Annotated in this window: 32 protein-coding genes and 1 pseudogene; 27 read left to right on the top strand and 6 right to left on the bottom strand. The window is 41.2% G+C overall.

The features are described from left to right. Nucleotides 1-30: 30 nt before the first annotated feature. Genes QLH32_RS05235 through QLH32_RS05220 form a run of 4 tightly spaced genes read right to left on the bottom strand, consistent with a single transcriptional unit; the run spans nucleotide 31 to nucleotide 3,606 of the window. Entirely contained in the window at nucleotides 31-1,785 is a 1,755-nt protein-coding gene (locus tag QLH32_RS05235) for a recombinase RecT (RefSeq protein ID WP_283268501.1), read from the bottom strand. Between the two features lie 47 nt (nucleotides 1,786-1,832). Then, nucleotides 1,833-2,717 (bottom strand): PD-(D/E)XK nuclease-like domain-containing protein, encoded by an 885-nt coding sequence (locus tag QLH32_RS05230; RefSeq protein ID WP_283268500.1) that lies wholly within the window; start codon nucleotides 2,715-2,717, stop codon nucleotides 1,833-1,835. Further along, complete coding sequence (locus QLH32_RS05225) at nucleotides 2,714-3,394, bottom strand: ASCH domain-containing protein (RefSeq protein ID WP_283268499.1); 681 nt, start codon at nucleotides 3,392-3,394, stop codon at nucleotides 2,714-2,716. The genes QLH32_RS05230 and QLH32_RS05225 overlap by 4 nt, the downstream gene beginning before the upstream one ends. After that, nucleotides 3,394-3,606, bottom strand: a complete 213-nt coding sequence (locus QLH32_RS05220) for a hypothetical protein (RefSeq protein WP_283268498.1) — start codon at nucleotides 3,604-3,606, stop codon at nucleotides 3,394-3,396. The genes QLH32_RS05225 and QLH32_RS05220 overlap by 1 nt, the downstream gene beginning before the upstream one ends. A 191-nt stretch (nucleotides 3,607-3,797) precedes the next feature. On the opposite strand from QLH32_RS05220, the gene QLH32_RS05215 reads away from it, so the two are divergent. Next, on the top strand, nucleotides 3,798-3,971 hold the full coding sequence (locus QLH32_RS05215) for a hypothetical protein (RefSeq protein ID WP_283268497.1): 174 nt from the start codon (nucleotides 3,798-3,800) through the stop codon (nucleotides 3,969-3,971). 110 nt (nucleotides 3,972-4,081) lie between these two features. Here QLH32_RS05215 and QLH32_RS05210 read toward each other — a convergent pair whose 3' ends face one another. Together QLH32_RS05210 and QLH32_RS05205 are read right to left on the bottom strand one after the other, a co-directional pair. Beyond that, complete coding sequence (locus QLH32_RS05210; RefSeq protein WP_283268496.1) at nucleotides 4,082-4,588, bottom strand: hypothetical protein; 507 nt, start codon at nucleotides 4,586-4,588, stop codon at nucleotides 4,082-4,084. Nucleotides 4,589-4,839: 251 nt separating this feature from the next. Then, nucleotides 4,840-5,199, bottom strand: coding sequence for a helix-turn-helix domain-containing protein (locus tag QLH32_RS05205; RefSeq protein ID WP_283268494.1), 360 nt, complete (start codon nucleotides 5,197-5,199; stop codon nucleotides 4,840-4,842). Nucleotides 5,200-5,229: 30 nt separating this feature from the next. Between QLH32_RS05205 and QLH32_RS05200 the strand changes: the two genes are divergently transcribed. The 26 genes and pseudogenes from QLH32_RS05200 (at nucleotide 5,230) to QLH32_RS05075 (ending at nucleotide 25,329) form a co-directional block, all read left to right on the top strand. Continuing rightward, a complete protein-coding gene (locus tag QLH32_RS05200) occupies nucleotides 5,230-5,472 on the top strand; it encodes a Cro/CI family transcriptional regulator (protein WP_349307083.1) in 243 nt (80 codons plus the stop codon). 9 nt (nucleotides 5,473-5,481) lie between these two features. Further along, the gene (locus tag QLH32_RS05195) at nucleotides 5,482-5,790 is read left to right on the top strand and encodes a hypothetical protein (protein WP_283268493.1); all 309 of its coding nucleotides are present in this window, start codon (nucleotides 5,482-5,484) and stop codon (nucleotides 5,788-5,790) included. Nucleotides 5,791-5,805: 15 nt separating this feature from the next. Next, nucleotides 5,806-6,111: a hypothetical protein gene (locus QLH32_RS05190; protein ID WP_283268492.1), complete on the top strand. Its 306-nt coding sequence runs from the start codon at nucleotides 5,806-5,808 to the stop codon at nucleotides 6,109-6,111. A 2-nt stretch (nucleotides 6,112-6,113) separates the two neighbouring features. After that, nucleotides 6,114-7,187, top strand: coding sequence for a hypothetical protein (locus QLH32_RS05185; RefSeq protein WP_283268491.1), 1,074 nt, complete (start codon nucleotides 6,114-6,116; stop codon nucleotides 7,185-7,187). Then, nucleotides 7,184-7,693 (top strand): RusA family crossover junction endodeoxyribonuclease, encoded by a 510-nt coding sequence (locus QLH32_RS05180; protein WP_283268490.1) that lies wholly within the window; start codon nucleotides 7,184-7,186, stop codon nucleotides 7,691-7,693. Before QLH32_RS05185 ends, QLH32_RS05180 begins: the two co-directional genes overlap by 4 nt. Before the next feature lie 8 nt (nucleotides 7,694-7,701). After that, nucleotides 7,702-8,157, top strand: coding sequence for a hypothetical protein (locus QLH32_RS05175; protein WP_283269284.1), 456 nt, complete (start codon nucleotides 7,702-7,704; stop codon nucleotides 8,155-8,157). Next, nucleotides 8,157-8,414, top strand: coding sequence for a DUF551 domain-containing protein (locus QLH32_RS05170; protein WP_283268489.1), 258 nt, complete (start codon nucleotides 8,157-8,159; stop codon nucleotides 8,412-8,414). Before QLH32_RS05175 ends, QLH32_RS05170 begins: the two co-directional genes overlap by 1 nt. Further along, on the top strand, nucleotides 8,411-8,770 hold the full coding sequence (locus QLH32_RS05165; RefSeq protein ID WP_283268487.1) for a hypothetical protein: 360 nt from the start codon (nucleotides 8,411-8,413) through the stop codon (nucleotides 8,768-8,770). Before QLH32_RS05170 ends, QLH32_RS05165 begins: the two co-directional genes overlap by 4 nt. Then, complete coding sequence (locus tag QLH32_RS05160) at nucleotides 8,770-9,105, top strand: hypothetical protein (protein ID WP_283268486.1); 336 nt, start codon at nucleotides 8,770-8,772, stop codon at nucleotides 9,103-9,105. The genes QLH32_RS05165 and QLH32_RS05160 overlap by 1 nt, the downstream gene beginning before the upstream one ends. Further along, nucleotides 9,105-9,263, top strand: a complete 159-nt coding sequence (locus QLH32_RS05155) for a hypothetical protein (RefSeq protein ID WP_283268484.1) — start codon at nucleotides 9,105-9,107, stop codon at nucleotides 9,261-9,263. Before QLH32_RS05160 ends, QLH32_RS05155 begins: the two co-directional genes overlap by 1 nt. After that, nucleotides 9,260-9,358 (top strand): annotated as a pseudogene (locus QLH32_RS05150) (VRR-NUC domain-containing protein); the annotation flags it as partial. The gene QLH32_RS05155 and the pseudogene QLH32_RS05150, both read left to right, overlap by 4 nt. A 61-nt stretch (nucleotides 9,359-9,419) precedes the next feature. Continuing rightward, complete coding sequence (locus tag QLH32_RS05145; protein WP_283268483.1) at nucleotides 9,420-9,752, top strand: hypothetical protein; 333 nt, start codon at nucleotides 9,420-9,422, stop codon at nucleotides 9,750-9,752. Between the two features lies 1 nt (nucleotide 9,753). Then, nucleotides 9,754-9,930, top strand: coding sequence for a hypothetical protein (locus tag QLH32_RS05140; RefSeq protein WP_283268481.1), 177 nt, complete (start codon nucleotides 9,754-9,756; stop codon nucleotides 9,928-9,930). After that, on the top strand, nucleotides 9,930-11,564 hold the full coding sequence (locus tag QLH32_RS05135) for a portal protein (protein ID WP_283268479.1): 1,635 nt from the start codon (nucleotides 9,930-9,932) through the stop codon (nucleotides 11,562-11,564). Before QLH32_RS05140 ends, QLH32_RS05135 begins: the two co-directional genes overlap by 1 nt. 44 nt (nucleotides 11,565-11,608) lie before the next feature. Next, entirely contained in the window at nucleotides 11,609-12,067 is a 459-nt protein-coding gene (locus QLH32_RS05130) for a Bbp19 family protein (protein ID WP_283268478.1), read from the top strand. Beyond that, nucleotides 12,060-12,749 carry a hypothetical protein gene (locus QLH32_RS05125; RefSeq protein WP_283268477.1) on the top strand — a complete coding sequence of 230 codons (690 nt, stop codon included), beginning with the start codon at nucleotides 12,060-12,062 and terminating at the stop codon, nucleotides 12,747-12,749. The genes QLH32_RS05130 and QLH32_RS05125 overlap by 8 nt, the downstream gene beginning before the upstream one ends. 16 nt (nucleotides 12,750-12,765) lie before the next feature. After that, nucleotides 12,766-13,671: a phage capsid protein gene (locus tag QLH32_RS05120; RefSeq protein WP_283269283.1), complete on the top strand. Its 906-nt coding sequence runs from the start codon at nucleotides 12,766-12,768 to the stop codon at nucleotides 13,669-13,671. Nucleotides 13,672-13,730: 59 nt separating this feature from the next. Next, nucleotides 13,731-14,099 (top strand): Gp49 family protein, encoded by a 369-nt coding sequence (locus QLH32_RS05115; RefSeq protein WP_283268476.1) that lies wholly within the window; start codon nucleotides 13,731-13,733, stop codon nucleotides 14,097-14,099. 61 nt (nucleotides 14,100-14,160) lie between these two features. Further along, nucleotides 14,161-14,724, top strand: coding sequence for a phage connector family protein (locus QLH32_RS05110; protein WP_283268475.1), 564 nt, complete (start codon nucleotides 14,161-14,163; stop codon nucleotides 14,722-14,724). Then, nucleotides 14,724-16,793: a phage tail protein gene (locus QLH32_RS05105; protein WP_283268474.1), complete on the top strand. Its 2,070-nt coding sequence runs from the start codon at nucleotides 14,724-14,726 to the stop codon at nucleotides 16,791-16,793. Before QLH32_RS05110 ends, QLH32_RS05105 begins: the two co-directional genes overlap by 1 nt. 2 nt (nucleotides 16,794-16,795) lie before the next feature. Next, nucleotides 16,796-17,245 (top strand): GNAT family N-acetyltransferase, encoded by a 450-nt coding sequence (locus QLH32_RS05100; protein ID WP_283268473.1) that lies wholly within the window; start codon nucleotides 16,796-16,798, stop codon nucleotides 17,243-17,245. Between the two features lie 3 nt (nucleotides 17,246-17,248). Next, the gene (locus QLH32_RS05095) at nucleotides 17,249-17,677 is read left to right on the top strand and encodes a hypothetical protein (RefSeq protein WP_283268472.1); all 429 of its coding nucleotides are present in this window, start codon (nucleotides 17,249-17,251) and stop codon (nucleotides 17,675-17,677) included. Beyond that, nucleotides 17,677-19,740: a hypothetical protein gene (locus tag QLH32_RS05090; protein ID WP_283268471.1), complete on the top strand. Its 2,064-nt coding sequence runs from the start codon at nucleotides 17,677-17,679 to the stop codon at nucleotides 19,738-19,740. The genes QLH32_RS05095 and QLH32_RS05090 overlap by 1 nt, the downstream gene beginning before the upstream one ends. A 3-nt stretch (nucleotides 19,741-19,743) precedes the next feature. After that, nucleotides 19,744-22,560: a transglycosylase SLT domain-containing protein gene (locus tag QLH32_RS05085; protein WP_283268469.1), complete on the top strand. Its 2,817-nt coding sequence runs from the start codon at nucleotides 19,744-19,746 to the stop codon at nucleotides 22,558-22,560. Between the two features lies 1 nt (nucleotide 22,561). Next, nucleotides 22,562-25,120, top strand: a complete 2,559-nt coding sequence (locus tag QLH32_RS05080) for a hypothetical protein (RefSeq protein ID WP_283268468.1) — start codon at nucleotides 22,562-22,564, stop codon at nucleotides 25,118-25,120. Beyond that, nucleotides 25,117-25,329, top strand: coding sequence for a hypothetical protein (locus tag QLH32_RS05075; protein WP_283268467.1), 213 nt, complete (start codon nucleotides 25,117-25,119; stop codon nucleotides 25,327-25,329). The genes QLH32_RS05080 and QLH32_RS05075 overlap by 4 nt, the downstream gene beginning before the upstream one ends. The last annotated feature ends 44 nt before the right edge of the window (nucleotides 25,330-25,373 follow it).

Genomic DNA, 25,373 nt, shown 5'->3' with positions numbered 1-25,373 from the left:
CCACCCACCGCATGAGTGGGGGTATATAAATTAACCCTGTAACTCTGCATAGCGGCGGTCATAGGCATTATTGATTTGTGCAGTCTCGTCATCTGGCAAGCTATTTACTGCTGGATCACTCATAATTTCGTTTAAACGATCAATGCTTGCGGCGTGTTCAATACTTTGAAGATAGGAGTCAACCAGACTTAATTCATCTTCAAAAATATCTTGCTGTGACAGTACCTCTTTACGATGTGCATAGGCCATCGATACCGCTTGGTTATGTTCCTGTGTCAGCTTTGACTCATTGCCTTTAATCGTTCTTGCCACTTCCGCCTCAAGCGATACCACATCTTTTGCCTCAGCAATCATTCGCTCAAGACCAGCTTTAACAGAATTGCTTTTAATCGGATCAGGTCCTACAACTGTAGCCTTAGGTTCTTCTTTAACTGGTGGTGGAGTGAACTTTTGCTTCAACTGGGTATATGTGTCTTTCAGGTAGGATAGATGTGTACCAGTCAAACCATCATTTTTTAAGAACTCATCATGGATTTTATTCAAATCATCCTGTGATGTAGCTGCATTCATGCGAAGTAAGTATTCTCTACGGATTGAAAGTGATGTGGCTTTTTCGGCATTCTTTGACTGGATTTTTTGAGTATCGTTAGCTTGCCGTTGCTCAAGCTGTTGCAAGTCATCTTCTGTAACTTCTGCATCAACAACTTCACCTAACCCATCATTAATGAGAACAGGTTCAGGCTTTTTTGCTGTGGATACCTCCGCAATGGGTTGGAACTTCTGGCCTTGAGCTTTGATCAGAGTCATTAATTGTTTGCGCTCTTCTTTATCCGCATGATCCATTGCTTGCTCTTCCATAACATCAAGATGAGCAGGGGATTTTGCTGACAAAATACCACGTTTAATCTGAGTAAATGTTGGTGCGTAATCCTCAACAACTTCATTTTGCATTACTTTTTGCTGTGAAACTTGGCTCTCATCCTCATAATTCTGGTGATTTGACACCTCATTTTGTGTTGAAGTTTGGACATTTTGATCCTGTTCTTGATATTGATTGGTATCAACGGTCACGAAATCGCCATCAATTGTTACACCCTTACCAGACTCTTGAGCATTAGAAACATCCATTGCATTTGATAATTCAATAGATTGAGGCATGTACTTTAATACTTGCAATAAAGCTACTTTACGAGCATATGCTTCAAAATGTTTATGTGAGTAATGATTTGGCTGTAAAGGCTTAACAACTGTTTTTTTGAAGTGTTCACGTACTTTACGCACAGGCCACACTTCAATAATAGGCATTTCTGAATCTTTAACACGACCAATTGCATAAACGTGTGTCAGTTTATCGACATCAAATTCGCCACAAGGTTTGTGACGGCAATATGGGGAGTCGCCAAGCATATAATCAAATTCATCACCCTCGTAAACCGCACCAGTCCAAACAGATGAACGGCCACCACGTTGTGCTAAATCAACAAGACCTTTCCAGCCTGGAATAAAAGTACATTTATCTTTGTAAGGCACTAAGTAACCCTGACCATTCACACCAGGTTCTAGTCCGAGTTGTGAAGCAATAATAATGCTCGAAAAAATTGAGTTCGAAGTACACTGTTGCAATGCGGGGTTTTGACTAAATGCGGTCAAAGATAAGCGAATCATACGATCCACGGTTAAATGTTTAGGTAAAGCTGCTTCTAGTTGAGATTTGTATTTCAGCATATAAGTTTGGAATGCTTTAGCTGGGCTTTGAGCTGGCATATTTTGGTTTTGAGCGTTCATGAAAAAATTCCTTAAATTTGAATAAAATCGTTAAAAAATGAATAAAATTAGTGAAAATCGGCTTCTAAAGCTTGTTTTGTCATGTACGATGGCAAGAATAAATCTTCCATTTCGAGTGAATAACCATCCCATTCGTTAATGAGAAGTGACTCAGCAAGCAATTCTTTAGCTTTGTTGTAGCGTGTGTCGCCAACGCTTAAAAATAGGTGGGATGCTTTATACTGTTTGACGTTGAAAGGAATAGAACTTTCCGCAACCAGTAAAATAAAGTCAGGTTTTTGCTCAGTTTGGTAATACTGCTGAAAACCCTCACGATACATAGATGCAGAAAGGTCATAACCAAAGTCAGAGCATTTTTTAGAGAAAGCGTGGGCACGTGCATCAGTCGTGGTTTTTAAATCCAAAATTAAGCCGTTTGGAAATGTCTTGCATGGTGCAATGTGCCAGTCAGGACGAATACGCAACGGTAAATCGAATACTGGATCGGTAAAGAATATGCTTGCCTCAGCCATGCCATAATTATTCTGCATATCAGCATAGGAGCTCAGTTTTTGCAGATTGATTACTATGCGCTTTGCGGCTTCAACCTGTTCAGCATCAACCAAGATTTTTCCTTGATTAGCTTGCTCCCAAGCCAAGGCTTCTTCTTTCCCAGCCTTTGTGCGACGCTCGAATTTTGGCGCAATAACAAATTCATTTTCAAACTGTTCAGGTTCAAAAAACAGTGTGTGAGCTAATGTGCCAAAATTCATGGCCGCTTTGGTTTCTCGTTCAACTTCTTTTAAAATATTGTTTGAATAGAAATGGGCAGCACTACGCAACATGTCTTTAAGCTGGCTTGAGCTGTACTCTGGGCGAGCGTGATATTCATCATTGCTCATACCCTGAATAAGTTGATCAGAAGATTGTAGAAGTTGAGGTATTGTATTCATAACTCACCGCCCTGAATTACTTTAAATTCAACTACCCATACCCACGGATTGGCATTCCAGCCTTTTTCTTTCCAGCCGTGCTTTTGATTCCAATAAATTGAATAATATTCTTCAGCACAATAATCGTCATCAGCCACCATACCCTCCGCAATGGCACCTGCTTCCGTAATGTCTTGAAGTCGCTCAACACGAATATTTGTGATTTCTAGCAAAATGCGGGATGCCCAGCGTGGCATTTTTTTTGATGATAAATATTCAGGGACTATAAAATCCCAGTCCCAATCTTCAGGCAGTAACTCTTCAACAGCATCAAAATTAGGTGCGGTTACTTCATTGTCTCCACCCGCTTCATAATCTATCCAACCACGACATGGCTGGCTGTCATCCATCGACCAGCCCTCGCAGGCATCAGCAATACGCCACTTCTCTTTAACCCATAGTCGATCACCAACAATTCCAAATGGACACTTGATTGTTAGAGGGAAAGTAGAAATATATTGTTGAATAACAGCCTCACTTCTGGCAGTACCTTTCCACCAGCCATGAGGGCCATTTGGTTCATATCCGATTACTGCTGGATGTTCAGCATATTTAAAAGGTCTACGAGTCTGAGTTTTACGACCATCCAAAATTGCCTGAACCATTGAAGTGGAAAATAAAATAGGATTTTCACCCATTAGAAAATCCCCCTTAACCAAGCGGCCAAAATCTGAAATACATAACCAAAGAAAATGAAAAGGGCATAACCAGTGAATATCAGTGCCAACATTTTTATTGAATCGACCAGATTGGCCCATAGGTGTTCCCAAAATGGAATTTGTATGTCCTTGTCCGTTGGTTCGGTACAGCAAGGGCGAGTCGTTTGACTCTGTATAGTTCTTTGTTTCATAATTTGATTGCTCCTCGTTGGGGGTAAAGCACATCGGAAGTTGAAAGGGTCGGTGTGCTTTTTTTTGTTTACGATAAGCAAGATAACTAAAGTTATTGCTTTGGTCAATAACTTTAGTTAGTTTTATGCTGAAAATTATGCTTTAATAACAAAAGAAGCCCTCATAGTGAGGGCTGTATGGAGTTATTAAGATGAAAGGTGTTCGTACGCTTTGGCGGCAGATATTGATTTTTAAGATGTTAAAGGTGAATCTGCTTTTGGGAAAAAAATCAGTCGATGAGCTTATTGCAGATGCAAAAAAAATAGAATCTTTTGTTTTCCAAAAAAATATACATGAAATTAGTTCGGAGGCTTCAAATGATTAAGTCACCAAAATCAATCGTGATCAATCCACCAAGAAAGGGGGTTTATGTTGATGTGAAAACTGAACATGATACTTTTCTAGTCGATATTGGGAATCAATATCTAGAGTTTTCTAGGATAGTCCAAGATACGTTCCAATTAGTACAATCGCATTCGGTAGATTATCTAAGCCCTCATCCAGTAGTTTCATGGTCAGGTGTTTTATGGACTCGGCAGGCAGCTCTCGAATGCCATCAATCATTGACTGCTTATGTTCAGGGGTTGCCTCCGCTTGATTGATTCTGCGTTCTAAAATAGTTCTTAATGTGTCAGCTTCAAACTTAATGGTAACAACGCCAAGAATTGCAGAAAGCCCACCATCATCAGCCAAAAAATCCATCCCTTTTTGACTGATTGTTGGTAGGTGAATAATCAAATTAAATCCAGTACCGTTGTAATTACTTAGTGTTAAACTTTTCTTTTCCACCAGTTCATGCTGCATTAAATAATATAAATTTCTTAATGCAGCCTCATAATTTTCTGATCCCTCTGGAAAATCATTGTAAAAATCCCAATGGTAGGGATATTTTGCAGCCATATATTCAAGTAGTTTTAGTTGTAAACTTCTATCAAGAGACATAACACACCATAAAAATAGATTTCATAATGCAAAGCCTATCCATTTTAAAAGCCAATATATCGGCCATATTTCTGCCAAGAAAAAATTGACAGGAATAAGTATTATCCAATTCCACCAATTGTAATTTGTATTAAAAAACAATAAGTATATAAGCGTTGGGATGCTACCCAACTGCCATAACCAGAAGAATAATTTACCTTTATCCATTATTTCCTCTATTAATCAATTAGACTTTAGGCAAAATTTTAAAATTAGCCCGTTTTTTGTGCCGTGATTTCACTACTTGGGAGTGGTTTCCAGCTATTTACAATTCCATCAATCAGCCCAATTCTTTCATCAGTAAGTTCCCCTTGCTTTGAAAGTAACTGTAATTTTTGTATAAGTTGATCAAGCTTATTTCCTTTCTGCTCAGTCGTTCCATACAAAATATAATCAATAGTCGTATCTAGTTTGACTGCCAATGCAACAAGGCTTTCATGTTTTGGAACATTCTCATCTTTTTCCCACTTTAAGACAGTAACACCGCTAACACCAAGAAACTCACCAAGAACTTTCTGTGAGAGCTTCTTTTGCGTTCTTAATGTATGAATGCGAGAACCTATAGTTTCCATAAAACAATATACCTAGGCAATAGATAACTTATGTTAGCTATTGACACGCTAACTTTAAGTAATAGAATAATGATAACTAAAGTTATCGAATTTGATTTTATGAAAAAGTCTGAAGCATTGAATTTGCTGCAATGCACAATTCCAGAATTAGCCAAAATTTTAAACATTTCAACAGAGGCCATTTACAAGTGGGGTGATAAGCCCATTCCGATTGCTCGCGAGTACCAGATTAAAGACATAGCGGCTGGAAGAAAGCCATTGGCTAAGTCTTGAGGTGTCTCTATGTCTGAAAAATTAATAGAGAGCATCACCCATAAATGCACTGATATTGAAAAGCGGAAGCTGGAAGCAATAGCAAAGTCACGTAATTTAAGTCTGTCTGAATTGATACGTTCAATCTGCATGAGAGAAATCCAAGATGTGGAGGAGTTTTTACATTCTCTCCAAACCGCATTTGCTCTTACCACAGATACAGCAGATACGTTTGAGCTGTCACCCCAGCCAATTATTGACATCACCCCAAAACGAATAGGCACAAAAAAAGCCCAACTGTGCGACCAGTTGAGCCTTATTGCCATACCAATAAATTGATATGAGGTAGTTCAGATGACCAGCTTATCACAGAACAACCAGCAAAACCAAGACCCTTTAAAAAAATTGAATTGGATACAACAGCATCATGCCGACGCCTTGGCAATTTTGGACTGGATGTTCCAGCGCAACAAAAACAACCTGATCAAACGTGGATACCGCCCTGATAACGCCGCCGTAAACCGTAAGGAGTGGCGTGAGTGTATGGAGTGGAGATTCCGTTGTGATTGGAGAATTTCGCAAGAAATAGAGCATAGCTTGGCACAGACGGGCTTGCTTTTCTTTTTTGGCGGTTATGTAAAACGCATTGAGGATAAGTAGCTATGAATACTGCACCAGTGATTCAGTTTCCTAAGCCTCAGCAAGAGCAACAAGAGGCTAGTAGGGGCATGTATAGCGATAGATTTAAAAAAGGCTATGTGATGTCGAGCCGATTGTACAGGGAGGAAGTTTACCCTTTCATTTCTGACGCTGCTCGGAATGTTTATGCCGAATTAGAGAACCGCATCAACGGACATAATAAGGAGTCTGATTTTGTCAGTTATTCCCAGTTACAGGGTGGCGAACTAAAAGGATCAAGAAAATTAGGTTCTAAAACAGTTACGGCAGGCATTAAAGAGTTACTTGATTTAGGTGTTATTAGTGTCATTGGAACAGGAAAACGCGGGGTACAAAAATATAAATTAAATGATATTTCCCTTGTTGACCACTTCACTATGGAAAGTACTTCACTAGGGAAAGTGGTCGAAGAAATTAAGGAAAGTACTTCACCTAGTGCAGAGAACCACTTCACTAGGGAAAGTAAAACCACTTCACTAGGGAAAGTGACAATAGATAATAAGAATTCTTTAGATAATAAAAAAAAGAAAGTTGCTGTGGATAACTTGGATTCTGAGATGTTTGGCAGCTCAGTCGAATACCATCAAGACGACAAGGAAATTTACACACTTCGGGAATTGGCAAATCGGTACACGGTTAAATCCGATTTCATCACTCAGGCACAAAAACAAAATTCACAGCTAACCGATGAATTTATTTTGGCTGAGTTGAAAAATTTTGTTCAGTGGTCAACAACACGGGAAAAAACCACGGCACAAGGCTGGATGAATTACTGGATTTATCGAATCCAAAAATTATCTACCTCAAAACCAAAAACTACGGCCAAGGCAAAAACATCACCTGGAACAAAAAATCTTACTGACCCTCAGATCAACATGTTCAGCAGAAAACTTTGTGCTTTGCCTGATTTTGCTTGTACCTATGCCAACGCTGGTGAATCACAGAAAAATTTTGAATCCCGTATCGCTGTAAAACTTCGTGATCCTGAAAACCTAAAACACTGGGCTTCATATCTTCGTGATGTTGGATTTATTGGCAATGTGGGGGGTAATGCATGAGATGGAGTGAAGATCAGCTACAAGCACACTTAAAAGCGCACAGAAATAGGGCTAATTTGAGCAAGGAGAGATTAAAAACTGAAAATGATGCAAAGGTACATCAAGCCAATAAAACTATCTTAAACGCGAAAATACAGCGAAATAAGATATGTGATGAAAAAGAGATTTTGAATTGTGAAATTGCAACTTGTCCGCCGTCTGTAAATCACTACTGGGTAGCAAGTGGCAAAAAACGCTATTTGAGCGAACAGGCAAAAATATTTCATGCTTTAGTTCGGGTTTTAGTACCAGCAAAACAGACTGAAGCACGATTGAAACTCGATGTCACTTTTCACTTTCCCAATTACCAGACACGGGACATTGATAACTACCTGAAAGCAACAATCGACAGTTTAGTGAAGTGTGGTTTATGCGTTGATGATGAACAGTTTGACGAGCTGGTCGTTAAGCGTGGTGAGGTTGTAAAAGGCGGTTTAATAAAATTAAAAGTGATGGAATTGGAGTGAATACCAATATGAAGATTTATGGAAATGGTAATCTCTGTTTTGATTCAAATATTTATACGTACTCAAACGATCCTCGTGCGCGCGCGCGTTTTGTTTCAGCCAAACAGCAGGCGAAAAAATTTATCGTCAAACGGCGTGGATATAAACCGCCTGATTTCGTTCGCATGATTTTAGACTTGCGCAATCTCGGCTGGTCGCATGAAAAGATTTCCTATGTGCTGGACTGTTCTGCCAATGCCGTTTCGTCCTGGGCTGTAGGTTCACGTCCATTTTACGATCATGGGGATGCGTTTATTCAGCTTTGGCAGGAAATGACGGGAATCGAACGTTACCCGCGTGAGGGGGAGTTTTTAACTTACAAATATGATATTGGGCAGTTAGATTTTCTGGATCAGCTTGACAGTGTGATTGGGCAGTTAGATGGCGAAGTGTCAGAACGTGACTCAAGTGACGGAGAAGGGTGATGAAACTAAATGGCTGGATTAATACAAGTGAACAATTACCAGAGACAGCTCCTAATACGGATGGTGAGGTATTCGCAGTGCTTACGGAAGATGGAAACGTTTATAGAGCTAGATATATGCACGATGTTTATGACGGTGGTGAATCAAAGTATTGGTCTGAGTTCACTATCGATAGTTGCGGTAGAGAAAACGAACACTACGAAATTTGTGAAAGAGTGACGCATTACATCTCTCTCCCAAAGGAGCAAAGCCAATGAATGCGATTAATTTTATAAAGCAGCACGGTATTGATAAGGCTAGGGAAGTTGTAGCTACTTACCATAAAATCCCAAATTACACATTCAAGGAAAAGACTGAACGTGGTTATTCATCATGCAAAAGTGTTGACCTTTCCGACCTCAAACGCCTCGTTGAGAGCGTGGATTTTATTAACAAGTTTGGTGGAATTGGTCTAGCAAAGGCTTATGACAAAGAAATGGGCTCTCATGGTTTTGATCCTTTCTTTGAGAAGTCCATCGCAGACTACGAGTCGATTTATTGTGTAGCAGACATGGGTGACGACACTCACATTGAGAACCATGTTAGTCCGCTTTGCAAAGTTGGGGTGAAGTGATGAGAGATTTTATTACCGATGTTGAGCAACAGTACGAGGTGTACTGCAAAATCGCAGAAGAATACGGATTTATTGATCTTAATGCCAAGAAAAACGGCTTTCGGTGCACAACAAAATCAAGTGAATTTAATGCTGGATGGATTGCGTTTACTGGTGCTATTGCAGCTATGCGAGAAGATCAACAATCCAAAGTGGATGAGCTGCAAAAGCGGGTGGATGCAGTAAAGACATTGATCGAAGAATATAGAGACCCACCAACGGAAGATAAGACATTTCAACATGCGCTATCAATTGTCGCATATGAGTTAGAGCAAGCGCTCAAAGGGGGAATCTAATGGGTGAAATCTTGTATGAGCAATTTAATGGTTTTGGTTACTGGTTCGTCACTCATGGAAAATTTAACCAGTTCGATCTTTTTCTAAATTATGAATTTCAATACGGCTTTATGGATTTAGATGATGCTAAGAAATGGATTGAGGAGTCTGACCAATGACCACATTCAAAGAGGCTCAAAGAAGCAGATCGAAAGCTGTGGCACGTTCTAAACGTGCCCCAAAGGTACTAACAGAAGATCAAGAGCAAATCACCCAACAAACCGATGCTACCTATAACTAAGACTAACCCTATCAGCAACGATAGGGCTTTTTTTATGGCACGAGTAACCAAAGTGCCAGGCGAGCAAACACCGCCTGAGACTGAAATCACAGAACAAAACCAAGTTGATCAAGATGGGCAGGCAACTCAAGTACAAGATCAGCCGCCAAGTGAATTAGATGCAGGCCAGCTTGGTGAGACAGGCGAACAAACACCGCCTGAGTGGGCTTTAAAAATTCTAGCTGGGCAGGCCCGTATTGAGGCTAAATTGCGCTCTATGTCGTTGCCGCAGGCCCAAGCTACACAACACGGTACTCCACCAATTCAGCAACCAAAACAGTCAGCCCAAGTTTTAACAGCTCAAGGCTGGGGTTCTAAGGAGTCCTGATATGTGTGGTTCTCCTAAAATTGTGCGTCAAGACCCCGAAGCAGATGCCAAGGCAGCAGCAGAAAAGGCAACGATGGAAGCCAACATGAAAAAGGCTAACCGCCGTACAGCGAACAGCTCAAGCGTGTTAAGCGGTGCTTTTGATGCCAATACCAAAACAAAATTGGGTGGTGGATAATGTCTAATTTCGCACAGCAACTTTGTACGCGACTTGATCAATTAAAGTCTGCTCGTGCGAACTATGAAGCGCACTGGTCAGAATGTTACAAGTACGGTGCGCCTGAGCGTCAGCAATGCTTTTCTTCTACAGTTGAGAATAGCAAGACGCAACAGCAGCAACGTGCTGATCTATACGATTCTACAGCCGCAGATTCGGTTCAAGTCCTTGTTTCAATGATTATGAACGGCGTAACGCCAAGCAATGCGATTTGGTTTAAAGCTCAGCCTGATGGTATAGACGACTTGGCTGTACTGACTGAGGGTGAGCGCTGGCTTGAAGATGTCTGTCAATTTATGTGGCGCAATATTCACGCTGCAAATTTTGACAGTGAAAGCTTTGAGACCATAACTGATGTTGCGGTTGCAGGCTGGGGCGTTCTCTACACTGACATTGACCGCGAAGCCAACGGCGGTTATGTGTTTGAGTCGTGGTCAACGGGTAGTTGTTATATAGGCTCAACCCGTGCGGACGGCATTATTGACACAATTTACCGTGAACATGAGATGACGGCCGAAACCATGATCAATACCTATGGTGAGGATAATTGTCATTTTACCGTTGTCCAGACTGCCAAACGTTCACCAGATACCAAGTACAAGCTTTTACACGTCATACAGCCAAGAAAGTCAAAGGGTGCAGGGCAGATCAATAAAGATATGCCTTTTGCTTCATATCACATTGATCTGAGCAATAAGCACATGATGAAAGAATCTGGCTATCACGAGTTCCCATGCGCTGTGCCACGTTTACGCCGTTTACCCAACTCAGTTTATGGCAATGGTCAGATGACTTTAGCCTTGGCTGATGCCAAGACGGTCAATGAATTGATGAAACTTACTATTAATTCGGCAGAAATGCAGATAGCTGGCATGTGGATTGCGGAAGATGATGGGACCTTAAATCCTCATACTGTTCGTATTGGTCCACGTAAGGTGATTGTAGCCAATAGTGTTGATTCTATGAAGCGGCTTGACGATGGGACAAATTTCCAGATAGCGGATTATCTCATTACCAATTTACAAGGCGGTATCCGTAAAAAGCTTATGGCTGACCAGTTGCCGCCAATTGGTACACAGCAGATGACAGCTACAGAGATCCATACCCGTGTCGAGCTGATCCGCCAGATGTTGGGTCCAATGTACGGGCGTTTGCAGTCTGAGTACCTGAAATCAATTTTAGACCGTTGTTTCGGGCTTGCCTTGCGTTCTGGTGTGCTTGGTCAGCCACCCCAAGAGCTTTGGGGGCGTAACCTGTCATTCAAATTTGTATCCCCTTTGGCGCGTAGTCAGCGTATGGAAGAAGTCATGGCGACTGAGCAATACGTGGCTAGTTTGGGGCAGATGTCAGCAGTAGACCAAACCATTTTAGACAATGTGGATTTTGATGCTGTGGCGGTATTAATCGGCAATGGCCGTGGCGTTCCTCAAACAATCATGCGAACGGCGGATGAAGTGCAGGAATTGCGTCAAGCACGGCAGAAAGCTATGCAGGAACAGCAACAGCAACAGGCACAGCAAGCCATGCTGGATAAGGCTGGGGATGTGATTGCCAAGGGTGCGGAACATCAACTTACCAGTGAGGTAATGCAGTGATTTATTTTGTTGGGCTTATCGCTATTGTCGTGGCTTTTATGTGGATGCGCTCAATTCAAGAAGTGAAGAAATTGAGCAAAGATGCCGATTATTGGCGCAATCAATGGCTAGAAACTATTGATGAACTAAGTATTTCTCGTAGTGAGCGATTTGAAGAATGGGAGCGTGCAAACATTGCTGAGGAACAAATTATTGTTTTAAAGCAAGAGCAGGCCGATCTTAAAGCCGCACAGAAACCAGAAGAACCAGAAGAACAAGGAAATTTTGTTAAGCGGCATCGTGTCACCAGAGCAACAGCAGAGACATACCGCAATGTTTTTGATCTTGATGTCAATGGCATACGGATTTTAGAGCATCTCACACAGACATTCTGCCGTGATGCTTTCACTGATTCAGAGCGTGAAACCTGTCACCGACTGGGGCAGCAAAGCGTGATCAATTTTATCGTCAATAACATCAATCGGGCAAACGACCCAAACTATAAGGAGTCTGTAAATGACTGATCAACAACAGCAACAAACACAAGAGCAGAACCAAGAATCCAATCAGAACCAAAATAGTATGCTTGGTGGTGGCCATGAGGGTGAGATTCAGGACGGTGGCGAACAAGGTAATCAGGGACAGGGCAATAACTCAGATACTCCTAAAGTTCCTGAATCGGCAGATGGGTACGAAGTCAATATTGATGGTTTTGATTTCAATGAGTTTAAAGGCATTGAGGAAAATAAGGCGTTTTTGGATGAAGCGCATAAGGCAGGGCTGAGTAATGAGCAGCTTGGTTTTGTTTTAGGTAAATACAACGAGATCATTCCACAGCTCATGGAAGCCAATGCCCATCTGGATAATGAGTCATGTATCCAGACCATGACAGAGGCATGGGGCAATGATACCCAAACCAATTTCGGTTTTGCAAAGGCAGCAGCAGACAATGCGATTGCCAATGGCATTTTAACGGCGGAAGAAGTGAATAGCCCTCAGTTCGGCAATAACCCACTTGTCCTAAAAATGGCTGCGTATTTTGGTCAACAACTTGGTGAAGATACCCCACCCAAAAACACCCACCAAAGCGGTGGTACGGATGTTCAATCATTAATGTCATCAGAAGCCTATTTGAGCGATAAGCACCCAGACCACGCCCGTGTCACTGCGCAAGTTCAGAACTGGTATCAGAAACAATATAAATAAGGGGTAAGCAATGCCTATTGTAAACGAAAATCGAATCACAGCAGCTTTTGTAATTCAGTATCACGACACTTACGAAGTTGCAGCAATGCAAAACGAGTCTCGGCTCTTAAAAACAGTGCATAATCGTGGAAAGATTACAGGTGAATCTTTTACCATTAACGACATGGGACAAGTGGAAATGCAGGCATCAGGCGCGCGCTTTGGTGCGACAGTGCTTACGATCCCAGACGCAGGGGTGCGAACTGCTTTAATGTCGGATTGGGATTTATTTATCCCAATTGAACCGCGAGATTTACCGAAATTAAAGGCGAATCCATCCGACAAATACATGAAAAATCTATTGTCTGCACGCAACCGAAAAACGGATGATATTATTTATCAAGCTCTTGTTGGTGGTATCACACGTAAAACTGTGAATGATGCAGGTGTGGCCTCTACATCTACAGTCGCTTTGCCAGCAGGTCAGATTATCCTTTCAGGCTTTGGTACATTGAAACAGAAGATCATCAAAGCGAAATCATTATTCCGTAAAAATGAATGCGATGAGCAGAACGGCGAAAAGCTTTATATGCTTTATACCGCAGATATGATGTCTGAGTTCCTGAACGACACCACTTTAACCAATGCGGATTACCTTAAAATTCAGATGCTACAAGATGGTGCGGTAGGTACAAACTGGTTGGGTGTGGAATGGATTCCATATGAAAAACTCAACAATGGTGCAGGCGGTGCAACCGAAGCACGCACAGTGATGTATGCAGGTTCAGCCGTACATTTTGGTGATGCGGATATTACAGGTTTTGATATTTCAACTCGTCCTGATTTGAAGAATGTTAAGCAGGTCGGCGGTGTTCACTCCTTTGGCGCTGGTCGTGCTAATGAAGTTAAAGTGGTCGCAATTGACTATTTACGTTCAGCTTAATTCTTTAACCCACTGTCCTAGGGCGGTGGGTTTTTATTCATTTATTTAGGAATATTAATATGTCTAGCACTGAACAACAAATCGAGCAGGAAATTCAGGATAAAGGCTTAAATGCACCACGTTTAACGCCTGAGTATATTGATTCAAAAATCAAGGCGATTCGCTATATTACAGGTGATAAATTTGATCTGGCATACTGTGCAGATGATTATAAAACTTGTGGATCACCACAATTAACTGTCTGCATTTTGTCACTTGAAAATGGCTTCACTGTGACTGGTGAATCGGCATGTGCAAGTCCTGAAAATTTTGATCGAATCATTGGTCAGAAGATCGCATATGAAAATGCACGTGAAAAAATTTGGATGCTTGAGGGCTATTTATTAAAAGAAAAACTTCATCAAGAAAGTTTGAATAGTAAGTTTTAATACCCACCAAACTGCACCTAAAACCCATTCACTATGAATAAAAGTGAGTGGGTTTTTTATTATGACTACAACAAACGTCAGTATTTGCAATGAAGCACTTAGCATGATCGGTGCTAAATCAATTATTTCATTTGATGATGCTACTGAAAATGCACGGCGCTGTGCATCCATTTATGACACTACACGCAAGGCTTTGTTGCGCATGCACCCGTGGAGCTTTGCAAAGAAGCGTGTCCAGCTTGCGCCAATTTCCACACATCCATCTTTTGGTTATGCCCATGCATTTCCATTGCCTAATGATTTTATGCGTGTCTATGACGCTGGCGAAATCAATTATGAGATTGAGGGGCGGCATATTTTGGCAGACACAAGCCTGATCAACCTTGTTTATGTCTATGACAACGACAATGAGCAGACATGGGATTCATTATTTACCGAGTGTATGGCCCTTTATCTGGTGCGTAAGTTGGCAAAACCCATTACAGGCAGTCAGGCTGAGGCTGATAGCGCATGGGTACAACTACAGGGCATGTTAAAGCAGGCAAGGGCAATCAATGGACAGGAACGTCCAGCACAGGATTTTGCATCTAACTTTCAATCTACCCTGATCGGAGTGCGTAATTAATGAAACAGTACATTATGAAAAATAACTTTAGTGCTGGGGAGCTTGCACCAACGTTATATACACGTACGGACATTCAGCAGTATGCAAATGGGGCTAAAACCCTACGCAATGTCATTCCTTTGGTGGAGGGTGGAGTGAGAAAAAGACCTGGAACATTTCACATGGGAATTGTTCCTAATGCTGTGCGCCTGATCCCATTCGTTGTTAGTTCTGATCAGTCGTACATGCTGGTTTTTAGGCCATTGGCTATTGATATATACAACCCAAGAACAAAGACATTCGTTGCTAATGTCGTTACACCCTATACCGCAGAGCAGATACCAGATATTCAGTTCGTGCAATATCGTTATGAGATGTTCTTTACCCATAAAGATGTGCCAGTGCAGCGTTTCCGTTCTTCAATGGACTTCACTGCATGGGAATTTAACCAGTTTGTCTATACCCATGCGCCTACTGATTCAGAAAATGCACGTACGCCGTTTAGAAAGGGAAAACCATCTGGAAAAGATGTAGGTGCTTTTGTCTCTTTTGTGCTTGATATTCTAAATACTTGGCTTAATACCACTGCCTACATTGTCGGGGATGTAATCCAATATTCAGGAAAAATCTATCAGGCAACCAAGGATGGAACAGGTCAGCAGCCAGATATTTCACCCTCATACTGGGTGGAGGTGACCGCAGCCGCAGGGGGATTTGTTGCCGATGATATAGGCAAGTATATTAGTGTGAATGGTGGAATCATCAAGATCACTGAATTTGTTAATACTAATCAGATCAATGGTGAGATCATTGTCAAGCTTGATTCAGATGTTCAAGCAATAGAGCGCTCTTGGTCCATATTATCACCTGTTTTTAATGCCACTGACGGTTATCCACGTTGCTGTACCTATTTTAAGCAGCGACTTGTTTTGGCTAACACTAAAAAAGCACCGAACAAAATCTGGTTTAGTGCCGTTGGTGGTAACGGCAACTTCCTTGAAACCACGGAGGATGGGGATGCTTTCAGTATTGTATCGGCATCGGGTTTAGCCAACAGTATTTTATTCTTGGAAGCCCAGCGTGGCGTTGTGTGTCTTACTTCTGGCGGTGAATACATGGTCGACTCAGACGGCGTACTGACCCCCACAACCGTAAATATCAATGAACATACCGCATACGGTGCATATCCTGTAACAAGGCCTTGTCGTGTGGGGAATGAGCTTCTATTTATTCAGCGTGGTGGTGAGCGTTTACGGGCCTTGTCGTATCGTTATGAAGTGGATGGACTGGTATCACCAGAGATCAGTGCATTATCATCCCATATCGGTGAGTTACACGGCGGGATTAGTGAAATCTGCTATCAGCAAGAGCCTGAAAGTCTGGTGTGGTGTGTGTTGGGTGATGGAAAAGTAGCATCTATCACATTCAACCGTGATCAAGAAGTCCTTGCTTGGGCACAGCATGACTTTGGCGGATCGGTTAAAAGTATTTGTTCTGTGCCTACAGCTTTAGGTTCTGATCTTTGTTTTATGCTGGTTTATAGAACGGGCGTACCGTGTTTGGAGCAATTGTCTTTTGATGCCCTTTTGGATTCGCAGAGAGAAAAGACATTGACTACAGATTCAATTAATAAAACAGAAATTGGGTATGTTGGTAATCTTAGTGTTTATCAGGTTAGTGGTGAATCAGTCTATTCAGTAGAATTTACCGAGACTTTGACGGAATTACAGGTGCCAGGCATGACAGGCCAAACCGTTAAATATGGCCGTCTATTTAGCTGTGTTGCGGAACTATTCCCACCAGAACTAAGCCAGGCGCCATTATCTTCAATGCTATTTAAGGCAAAAATTGACCGCATGGCATTTTTCTTTAATAAGACTTTAGCGCCTGTGATCAATGGTGAATTAATTGAACTGTTCACCTTTGACCAAAACCCATTTGATGCACAAAAACCAATGACAGGCTATCACATGATTGAGGGTGGCTACTGGGAAGATTTGCACAATACACCTATCAAGATTTCACACAACAAACCGCTACCATTTCACTTGCAAGCTATCACCATGCAAATGTCAATTAATGAGAAATAGACATGAGAATACGTGAAGCTTCACACATGGACATACCCATTTTAATAAAGATGGGTGCGGCCTTTATCAATGAGTCACCAACATTTAAGCAGCGTGGATTTAATCCAGATAAGGCGGCACAGCATTTTAAATGGTTGTTGGATGGTAACGGCGTTATTTTTATTGCTGTGCAAGATGGTCAGATTGTAGGCGGTTTTGCTGGTGGCATCACTACAGATTGGCAGTCTGATCATAAGCTTGCCTTTGATTATGTGATGTATGTCATGCCTGAGCATCGTAATGATGGGGTGGCAAAGGAATTGGTTAAAACCTTTATTTTGTGGGCTAAAGAAATGGGTGCGGACCGTATCAATTGCGGCACGGCGACAATGGTCAATACCAAACAGTGTGCAGCACTTTATGAGTCATTGGGCTTTACGCCTGTGGGCTTATTCTTGGAAATGGAGCTATAAGTCATGGCAGCATTACCAGCGATAGCAGCCGTTGCTAGTGCCGCAGGGACGGCGATAGCAGGCTATTCGGCATATACCAATAGCAAAACCGCATCAAAGCAGGCGGAAGCCGATGCGGATGCAGCACGTTCACAGGGTCGCCTGGAAGCTGAACGTATTCGCAAGCAGAAAGAAAAGACTCAATCCGCAGCCCGTGCGGCATTGGCCCAAAATGGCCTAAATGTTGGCGAGGGTACAGCCGTTACCATCAACGACACCATCGAACGTGATGCAGGGTATGACGCTGCAATGTCCGAAATAGGTGGGTTTAATGCATCTCAGCGATTGCAGGCCGAGGCAAGTATTCACCGTAAAAACGCCAATACCGCAGCTATAACCACACCATTAAATGCTTTTTCCAGTGGCGTAAATACATATAAGGGGTGGAAATAATGGCTAAAATTCCGATGGGCAATTTTGGTAACGCTATGCCACAGGTTCAGCGGATCCAGATGCCGCAAGACCAAAGCGGTCAGATGATTGCCAATACTTTGCAGAATGTGGGGCAGGTTGCAGAACAGCAGCACCAAAGACAGGTTGAGAAAGATCGGCTACAAGGTGCAACCGTTGCCAGTAATTTTAGTTTGGATATTGAAAACCTTGCAGGTGATTATCGTCAGCGTGTGGCAGCAGGTGAAGATGCCACTTTAATAGATCGTGAGTTTAGCACTGAGTTTGCTAAACGTCTTGATGATACTTTATTGCAAATACCTGAAACGGTTAGAAAGGATTTTGCACCCAAGTTTACCAATTTTGGAAATCAGCAGATTGGTTCATTTTATGAAATTGGTCGTAGAACTGAGGTTGAGACAGCTAAAACAAATGCAAAAGTGACGTTGGATAATCTGTCAAAAATGAAAAATACTGAATTAGCTGATCAGTATGCGGCGGAAGCTATCCAGTCAAGCAAGCCTTATTTATCACCCAGTGAAGCATTATTATACGCTAAAGATTATAAGCAAAATCAGAGCCTGAATACTATTAATGATGAGATTCTAACAGCGACACAGAACTCTGATATTGATGGGCTACAAAGAGTTTATACTGAATTAAGCAAAGAGGATGGTAAATATAATAGTTTGGATGGTCAGACTATTAATTCACTTAAATCGTCTATTTCCAGTCGTATTCTATCAATCCAAAATCATCAACAACAGCAAGCAAATAAAAGAGAGTCGGAAGCCAAATCAGTATTAAGTGATTATGTAACTGATCTAGGTACAGGATTGCCATTATCACCTGAACGTCAGAAGAATGTTTTGCTTGCTACTAAAGGGACTCCTTTTGAGGAAGACGCTTTGCTGTATGCAAAGCATGAACCACAATTTCAAGAATTTAGGGTATTAGATACCAATTCCATGAAAGCTAAAATGGATGCTTTACAGGCAAGTATGCTAAAAAATCAATCTAATAACGCTTCCAGAGATAAGAAAATTTATGATGTCTATAATAACATTTATAAGGATAAACTGGATTCTGCAAAAAATGATCCTGTAGCTTATGCAGTATCACAAAATCAGGATATTAAACGTATTACTGGTATTGATGTTATTTCTAATCCAGCACAGGCCGTAAAAAACATACTTCATAATGATACTGTTTTACAAACTTTACGAAAAACAGAGCCTAATTTAAATCTTGATCCAATTGGTAAAGATGATCTGGATAGTATTAAACAGTCTTTGGAACGTGCAAATATTTCACAAACTTTAGGTTTTATGTCTCAACTCATTAAGCAGGTTCCCAAAAATGCTTATGGTCAAAACCTAATAGAAAAAATATTTAAACAGATTGGTGATGGTAATGATTCATATCTATTTGCCAGTCAAGCTTTAGCCAATAATTTAAATTATAAAGGGGCTTCTGTAGCCAGTGGCATATTACAAGGGCAGCGCTTAATCCAGCAAAAAAATTCAATTATTCCTCAAGCGGTAGAAGCTGACTTTAGGACAGCTATAGGTAATCTTGCTCAAAAAGGCGACTTCAAGGCAGACCTTGATGCGCTTAGTAGTATGTATGCATTTTATGCCAGCAAAAGAGGCATAAGTCATGCCAAGAAAGATGATGCAATAGATGAGCAGACATTCAAGGATGCCCTTAATGCGGTAACTGGTGGCATCTATACTCAACAAAAGCAAGGCATGTTATGGGGTACAAGAAACGCTGGTTTCACCCTTGATGGTAATGATGTCGATTCATGGAAAGTGGAAATGCCTTATGGCATGGATGAGGCCAAGTTTAAAACCAGATTGGATGACTCATATAAAAGAGCATCGGAAATATCAGGAATCTCAGTTGATTTTCTAAAATCCAATTACCGTCTACAGGTTCGTGACAACACCAATTTAACAGACACCACTATTTATGACCTATTGGATGCCAATAACCAAAAATTAACCACTAAAGGTAAAGATGGTAAGGCAGTTGGCTATTCTTTAAGGGTATACAGGAAATAAGTCATGGGAATTTTTAATAGTTATGATGATGTTGACCTTGAAGAATTTGCTAAACAGGAATCTGACAAAGGTTATGCCAAGCCGATTAATCCAATTGATGTAAAAGAAGTTGATGCTTTTGACCGTTCTTTGTCAGCATTGCCTCGTGGTGTCGCTGCTGGGGCACTAAAAGCAGGCAGTATGGTAGCAAAGCCAATTCAAAGAATCGCTGATACCATTGAGTACACACTTAATGATGACTATGACAAGCCCCTAGATGTCCGTAAAGAGCAATTACCACAATTTGTTGATCGACAGTCGGCAGAGCGCACCAAAACCACATTAGGTGTGGTTGAGGAAATTGAGGATAAAAAGAATACAGGTGCGGTTGGTCAATTCCTAATGGGGATTGGTGATTTTGCAACTCGTGCTGTAATCGGTGGGGTTGCTGGTGGTGTGGGCGGCGCGGTTGCAGTCACAGGCTTATCAGAAGCGGATTATACCTATAATTCTTTGGTGCAAGCTGGTGTAGACCCAAGCACAGCCTTTAAGGTTGCATCCACTCAAGGCGTTGTAGCTGGTGGTAGTGTTGCTATACCTGTTTGGAGAGGCGCAGGCATTGCGAAAAATGTAGGCTTAATTGCCGCGCCTGTAGTGGTTTCTCAGGCTGGACGAGAATTAAGCCAAAATGTACTAGAAAAAGCTGGTTTCGAGAAACAGGCAAAACAGTATGAATTTGATAAAACTGGCTTTGCTACAGAACTCGCCCTTTCTATTATCTTTAACAGGGGTACGGCCTATTTAAATAACCGTGTTGCCAAGAATGAATTAAGCCAGGAACAGGCGGATATAATATCTCAGGATGCAGCAGAGGCAGCCGATGATGCCTCAGCGCAATTGGTTGGTCAGTTGGGTAAGGAGATGGATGATATTGTCACGCCTAATGGTGATGATATTGTTAAATCTGAATACCATAAACAAAATGTCAACACGGCAATAAATCAGGTTGTTCGTGGTCAGCCTATTAGTGTTCCCCATAATATCCAGATTGATGCTCCTACTAGACAGATTACTATTCCACGTTCTGACTTTAAATCCATTCGCTATGATGACCCCCGTTTAGATGCTGTATTAAATAATAAGGCAAAGCAAATGGGAATGGAGTGGGCGACGCCTCTGTTATTGGCTATTCGTAGAGCAGGGGAAAAGTCTCACAATAACCAAGTCTCACCTAAAGGTGCACAATCCATTATGCAAATTATGCCTGATACCAAGGCAGGGCTTGAGCGTAATTACAAAAAGACTTGGGATATTGATAATCCAGAACATGCAACCGAAATGGCTTTATATCTTGTTCGTGAAATGTCAGAACAATATAAGACCAAAGACCCATTGGTTTTGGCTGCACATTATAATGGTGGCTTTGCCAATGGTAAGGCCATGCAGAAAAATGGTAAGCCTAAAGCTTTGGAAACAGTCAATTATGTAAATCGGATTCGTGACTTTTTACAGTCTGGCCAAGATAAAAAATATACTGGGGAAAATACTGCAACTGTGTTTGGTGCAGATGGTTCAAATTATGAAGTTGCGTATGAAGTTAAGTCACTGAATGATTTGATTGCATCGAATGATCAACTATATGGTGTAAACCCCAACTATCCAGCAGAACTTCAACCACGGGACCGTACCCGTGAAGCTTCTCGTCAACAAATTGAACGTATCGCTGATGACTTAAAGCCTGAGCTATTGGGTGAGAATCCTATGATTTCTCAGGGTGCGCCCATTATTGGCTTGGATAATGTGGTTGAATCAGGTAATGGTCGTACCTTAGCGATTGGCAAAGCCTATGCAGATGGTAAAGCGGATGCCTACCGTCAGTTTGTAAGTGATTTTGCTGGCGCTCGAGGGTGGGATATTTCGGGTATTAACAACCCTGTTTTAGTCCGTACCCGATTAAGTGACGTTGACCGTGTAGAGTTTGCAAAGCTTGCCAATGAAAGCGATGTGGCACAATTCAGCGCTTCTGAACGTGCAAAAAGTGATGTTGACCGTTTGCCTGATGCATCACTGTTAAAGCTAAATTCTGATGGAAATATCAACCTCGATGGGAGTATGGACTATGTCCGTGCTTTCATTGACCAAGTTTCTCCAGCAGAACGTGCGACTATGATCACGGCTGATGGTCGTTTGTCACAAGGTGGAAAACAGCGTATTGAGCAGGCTTTGGTCCAACATGCCTATGGTGATTCTAATCTTGTTGCCCGATTGTCTGAAAATCTAGGTGATGACAGTAAAACAGTTTTAAATGCCTTGTTACGTTCTGCACCACAATTAGCGCAATTGGCTGATCTGGTCAAACAAGGTGGACGGCATAGCAATACCATTGCACAGGATTTAGCGCAGGCAGCGCAAAAACTCAGTGATCTTAAAGCCAATGATTTAAAGGTGGATGACTATTTAAATCAAGAGCAGCTTTTCGGTGATGATTTATCACCTGGAGCAAAAGATTTTTTAAAAGTCTTTGATCAGAACAGTCGTAGTTCCAAAGCCATTAATGACTATATCAAGTCAAAGATTGATGAGGTCGATGCCAAAGGCGACCCAAGACAAGGTAGTTTGTTTGGTAATACGCCACAGGAACAGGCGGCTTTATCCTTAATTAATGAATATCCTGATCATGTTGTTTCAATTACAAGACAGCGTGAGGATGGTTCATTTTATGAGGATGAGATTAGATTGAGTGATGTTCCTGATTATATTAAGGAGCAAAACAAGATTTCAGATCAAGAGCTAACAGCAACACAAACAGCAGTCACCTGTGCATTAAAATTTGGAGGTTAATATGGCAATGCGTCCTGAGTGTATACAAGCGGTTGCTCAAGCATTAGGTAAAAACACATTAAGCCAAGTAGAGCAAAAAAATATTGAACAACGTATTACTGATGCCATGAATCAGTTGGCTAAAAAAGATCGTGATGCTTTTAGGGCTATGAGTAAAAGTGAGCGGCTAACTGAGGCGGGTAAAATCGTTGCTGATGATATTGTTTCAGATAAATTAAGAAAAAATAAAATCTTGGCAGATGACATCATTAAACAAACTAATGGCATGCTGGATTTAATCGATGATAAATTGCCAGCCCATGAAAAATTAGACCGTATGATTGCATTTCATGGTGATATGTCGGGAGCAGATACTTCTTTGAATACTGGATTTAAAACAATCAGAACTGAGGCTAAAAAAGAGCTATGGGATTTTTATACTAAAATTAAAGGATGGACGAGACTAATTGAAGATAAGACCCTGAAGCGTAATATTGTTAAGGAGCGTTTTGGTGAAGATAGTGGGGATGTGGAAGCTAAAAAAATTGCAGACAAATTGGAAAAAGTTTATGAGTCTCTTAGAGAGCGATTTAATAGCCTTGGTGGGAAGATAGGTGATTTAGGGGATCGTTTTGGTTTTAATACGATTTGGAGTCCTCATAAGTTAAGGGAGATGGGGCGTGACAAGTGGAATGAGCTTGCCTATAAAAATATTGATCGTAATACGCTTATGGATACAGAAGGCAATTTATTAGATGATGCGGCAGTTAAAAAACTACTAGATGATGCCTATGAAACAATTATCATGGATGGATTAAACAAGGCAGAATATGGTGAACTTCAAGTAAGAAATACAGGTAAAGTCACTAATCGTTTTTCTGATAGCCGTGTTTTGCATTGGAAAAATGCAGATGCTTGGCTAGAAATGCAGGATGCTTTCGGTGAATTGCCTTTGCTTGATCTGATTGATTACCATATTGACGGTATGTCAAAAAGTATTGCTTTAGTTGAAAAATTTGGTAGCAATCCTAACCGAGCATTTGATATTTTGGCGCAAGCCGCCCAAAAAATGGATTTAGAAAAATTAAATCATAATCCTAATTGGCTCCAGACGGTAGATATAGAAAATGGTGTAAAGCGAGCCAAAACCATGTATAACGCTTTTGTTTGGCGTGAAATGGGCGCAGGAAGTGACACGGTTAATATGCTTGGTCAGGCATACAGAACGTGGAATGTATCCTCAATGTTGGGTGGTGTAGTATTATCATCTATCAACGACTTATCCTCAATGACAAAATTGGCTAATCTGCATGGCTTATCATGCACGAAATTATATTGGAATCTACTTAAAGAATTAAACCCTTTTAATCAGGCGGATAAAGAGTTTTCATATAGTATGGGGATCGCCTTAGATGAAATTACAAACTCTTTATCAAGGTATGCTATAGATGATTTGGGTAGTGCCCATAGTCGAGCCAGTCAAATGGTTAGAGTTTCCCAGAATGTAGCAGCAACAACTATGCGCTTGTCTTTAATCAACGCTTGGACTCGTGCTACAAAATCTGCATGGTCCAAAACCTTAATGAATAAATATGCCACGCTGACCAAAGAAAAAGATTGGGGTAGTCTCAAAAAAGAAGATCAGGAATTTTTGGGGCGTATGGGTTTGGATGAGCGTACTTGGGAAGTTATGCGAATGGCTGATCCTATTAAAGATGCCAATGGTGTGCCGTTAATGACGATTGAGTCTATCCGTAATATCCCCGATGATATGCTAAAACATCTTGGCGACCCAACGGCTGTAAAGGACAAGGCTGTTAAGCAATTTTGGGGGCATGTTCTGGATGAGCAAGGGATGGCAGTGATTGAAGCTGATTTGAGGGAGCGGACAAAGCTTTTTGGTAATACACATGGTGGCAGTCTAATAGGTTTCTTTGGTCGTGGCATGATGCAATTTAAATCATTCCCTACAGCTTTTTTAATGCGCCATGGTAGCCGCGCCTTACGTGATGGCGCACTTTCGCCAACACCTTTTACCTATATGATTCCTTTGATTATGGGAATGACAGTATTGGGTGGACTTTCTCAACAACTGTCTGAATTATCTAAGGGCAATAATCCTTTACCAATGTGGGATAGTAACGATCCTAAAGTTGCTTTAGAGTTTTTAGGAAAAGCTATAACTAAAGGTGGTGGATTGTCACTACTTGGAGATATTGTTGCGGCAGGTGCTGACCCAATGGGGCGTGATAGTCGTAACTTTTTACTTGGACCATTAGGTAATGATATAGCTGAATTAGCCTCAATGATAAGCGGAACATCCAATAAGATTTTAAATGGGCAGGATGTAACATCCAAGTTTAATCAGATGTATATGTTCGCTAAATCCAAGATGCCAGGCAACAATCTTTTTTATACCAAGACCGCTTTAAATCGGTTAATGTTTGACGACGTACAAAATATGATTGCCCCAGACTATCAGCAGAAAATGTTGAAAAAAATGCGTAAGCAAGGGCGTTCTCAATGGTGGAAACAAAATGGTGATATTGAAGCACCTGATTTTAGTGGGGTTGTGAAGTGAAAAAATATATCTTTTTATATGCCTTTCTTGCAATAAATATGGCTATGAGTGGGTATGCAATTTGGCAGAATCATAATTTAAAAAGACCTATTCTATATCTTAGTTATGATTTAGAGAGGGTTGAAACCAAAATAGATGAGTTAGATGAAAAAGTAGAGAAAAATTGGAGTTTAACATCTAATCTTTACATGAAAATTGACAGGCCATGAAGTTAATATATGGATTTAAAAGGATAAATATTACTTAGGTAAAA

Source organism: Acinetobacter corruptisaponis (assembly GCF_030053775.1).
Taxonomy (GTDB): domain Bacteria; phylum Pseudomonadota; class Gammaproteobacteria; order Pseudomonadales; family Moraxellaceae; genus Acinetobacter; species Acinetobacter corruptisaponis.
This window is presented reverse-complemented; position numbering and strand designations above follow the sequence as displayed.

Bases quoted from the DNA above. Each gene is read 5' to 3' on its own strand.
- QLH32_RS05235 (WP_283268501.1), bottom strand. From the start codon at position 1,785: ATGAACGCTCAAAACCAAAATATGCCAGCTCAAAGCCCAGCTAAAGCA.
- QLH32_RS05230 (WP_283268500.1), bottom strand. From the start codon at position 2,717: ATGAATACAATACCTCAACTTCTACAATCTTCTGATCAACTTATTCAG.
- QLH32_RS05225 (WP_283268499.1), bottom strand. From the start codon at position 3,394: ATGGGTGAAAATCCTATTTTATTTTCCACTTCAATGGTTCAGGCAATT.
- QLH32_RS05220 (WP_283268498.1), bottom strand. From the start codon at position 3,606: ATGAAACAAAGAACTATACAGAGTCAAACGACTCGCCCTTGCTGTACC.
- QLH32_RS05215 (WP_283268497.1), top strand. From the start codon at position 3,798: ATGAAAGGTGTTCGTACGCTTTGGCGGCAGATATTGATTTTTAAGATG.
- QLH32_RS05210 (WP_283268496.1), bottom strand. From the start codon at position 4,588: ATGTCTCTTGATAGAAGTTTACAACTAAAACTACTTGAATATATGGCT.
- QLH32_RS05205 (WP_283268494.1), bottom strand. From the start codon at position 5,199: ATGGAAACTATAGGTTCTCGCATTCATACATTAAGAACGCAAAAGAAG.
- QLH32_RS05200 (WP_349307083.1), top strand. From the start codon at position 5,230: ATGTTAGCTATTGACACGCTAACTTTAAGTAATAGAATAATGATAACT.
- QLH32_RS05195 (WP_283268493.1), top strand. From the start codon at position 5,482: ATGTCTGAAAAATTAATAGAGAGCATCACCCATAAATGCACTGATATT.
- QLH32_RS05190 (WP_283268492.1), top strand. From the start codon at position 5,806: ATGACCAGCTTATCACAGAACAACCAGCAAAACCAAGACCCTTTAAAA.
- QLH32_RS05185 (WP_283268491.1), top strand. From the start codon at position 6,114: ATGAATACTGCACCAGTGATTCAGTTTCCTAAGCCTCAGCAAGAGCAA.
- QLH32_RS05180 (WP_283268490.1), top strand. From the start codon at position 7,184: ATGAGATGGAGTGAAGATCAGCTACAAGCACACTTAAAAGCGCACAGA.
- QLH32_RS05175 (WP_283269284.1), top strand. From the start codon at position 7,702: ATGAAGATTTATGGAAATGGTAATCTCTGTTTTGATTCAAATATTTAT.
- QLH32_RS05170 (WP_283268489.1), top strand. From the start codon at position 8,157: ATGAAACTAAATGGCTGGATTAATACAAGTGAACAATTACCAGAGACA.
- QLH32_RS05165 (WP_283268487.1), top strand. From the start codon at position 8,411: ATGAATGCGATTAATTTTATAAAGCAGCACGGTATTGATAAGGCTAGG.
- QLH32_RS05160 (WP_283268486.1), top strand. From the start codon at position 8,770: ATGAGAGATTTTATTACCGATGTTGAGCAACAGTACGAGGTGTACTGC.
- QLH32_RS05155 (WP_283268484.1), top strand. From the start codon at position 9,105: ATGGGTGAAATCTTGTATGAGCAATTTAATGGTTTTGGTTACTGGTTC.
- QLH32_RS05145 (WP_283268483.1), top strand. From the start codon at position 9,420: ATGGCACGAGTAACCAAAGTGCCAGGCGAGCAAACACCGCCTGAGACT.
- QLH32_RS05140 (WP_283268481.1), top strand. From the start codon at position 9,754: ATGTGTGGTTCTCCTAAAATTGTGCGTCAAGACCCCGAAGCAGATGCC.
- QLH32_RS05135 (WP_283268479.1), top strand. From the start codon at position 9,930: ATGTCTAATTTCGCACAGCAACTTTGTACGCGACTTGATCAATTAAAG.
- QLH32_RS05130 (WP_283268478.1), top strand. From the start codon at position 11,609: ATGCGCTCAATTCAAGAAGTGAAGAAATTGAGCAAAGATGCCGATTAT.
- QLH32_RS05125 (WP_283268477.1), top strand. From the start codon at position 12,060: ATGACTGATCAACAACAGCAACAAACACAAGAGCAGAACCAAGAATCC.
- QLH32_RS05115 (WP_283268476.1), top strand. From the start codon at position 13,731: ATGTCTAGCACTGAACAACAAATCGAGCAGGAAATTCAGGATAAAGGC.
- QLH32_RS05110 (WP_283268475.1), top strand. From the start codon at position 14,161: ATGACTACAACAAACGTCAGTATTTGCAATGAAGCACTTAGCATGATC.
- QLH32_RS05105 (WP_283268474.1), top strand. From the start codon at position 14,724: ATGAAACAGTACATTATGAAAAATAACTTTAGTGCTGGGGAGCTTGCA.
- QLH32_RS05100 (WP_283268473.1), top strand. From the start codon at position 16,796: ATGAGAATACGTGAAGCTTCACACATGGACATACCCATTTTAATAAAG.
- QLH32_RS05095 (WP_283268472.1), top strand. From the start codon at position 17,249: ATGGCAGCATTACCAGCGATAGCAGCCGTTGCTAGTGCCGCAGGGACG.
- QLH32_RS05090 (WP_283268471.1), top strand. From the start codon at position 17,677: ATGGCTAAAATTCCGATGGGCAATTTTGGTAACGCTATGCCACAGGTT.
- QLH32_RS05085 (WP_283268469.1), top strand. From the start codon at position 19,744: ATGGGAATTTTTAATAGTTATGATGATGTTGACCTTGAAGAATTTGCT.
- QLH32_RS05080 (WP_283268468.1), top strand. From the start codon at position 22,562: ATGGCAATGCGTCCTGAGTGTATACAAGCGGTTGCTCAAGCATTAGGT.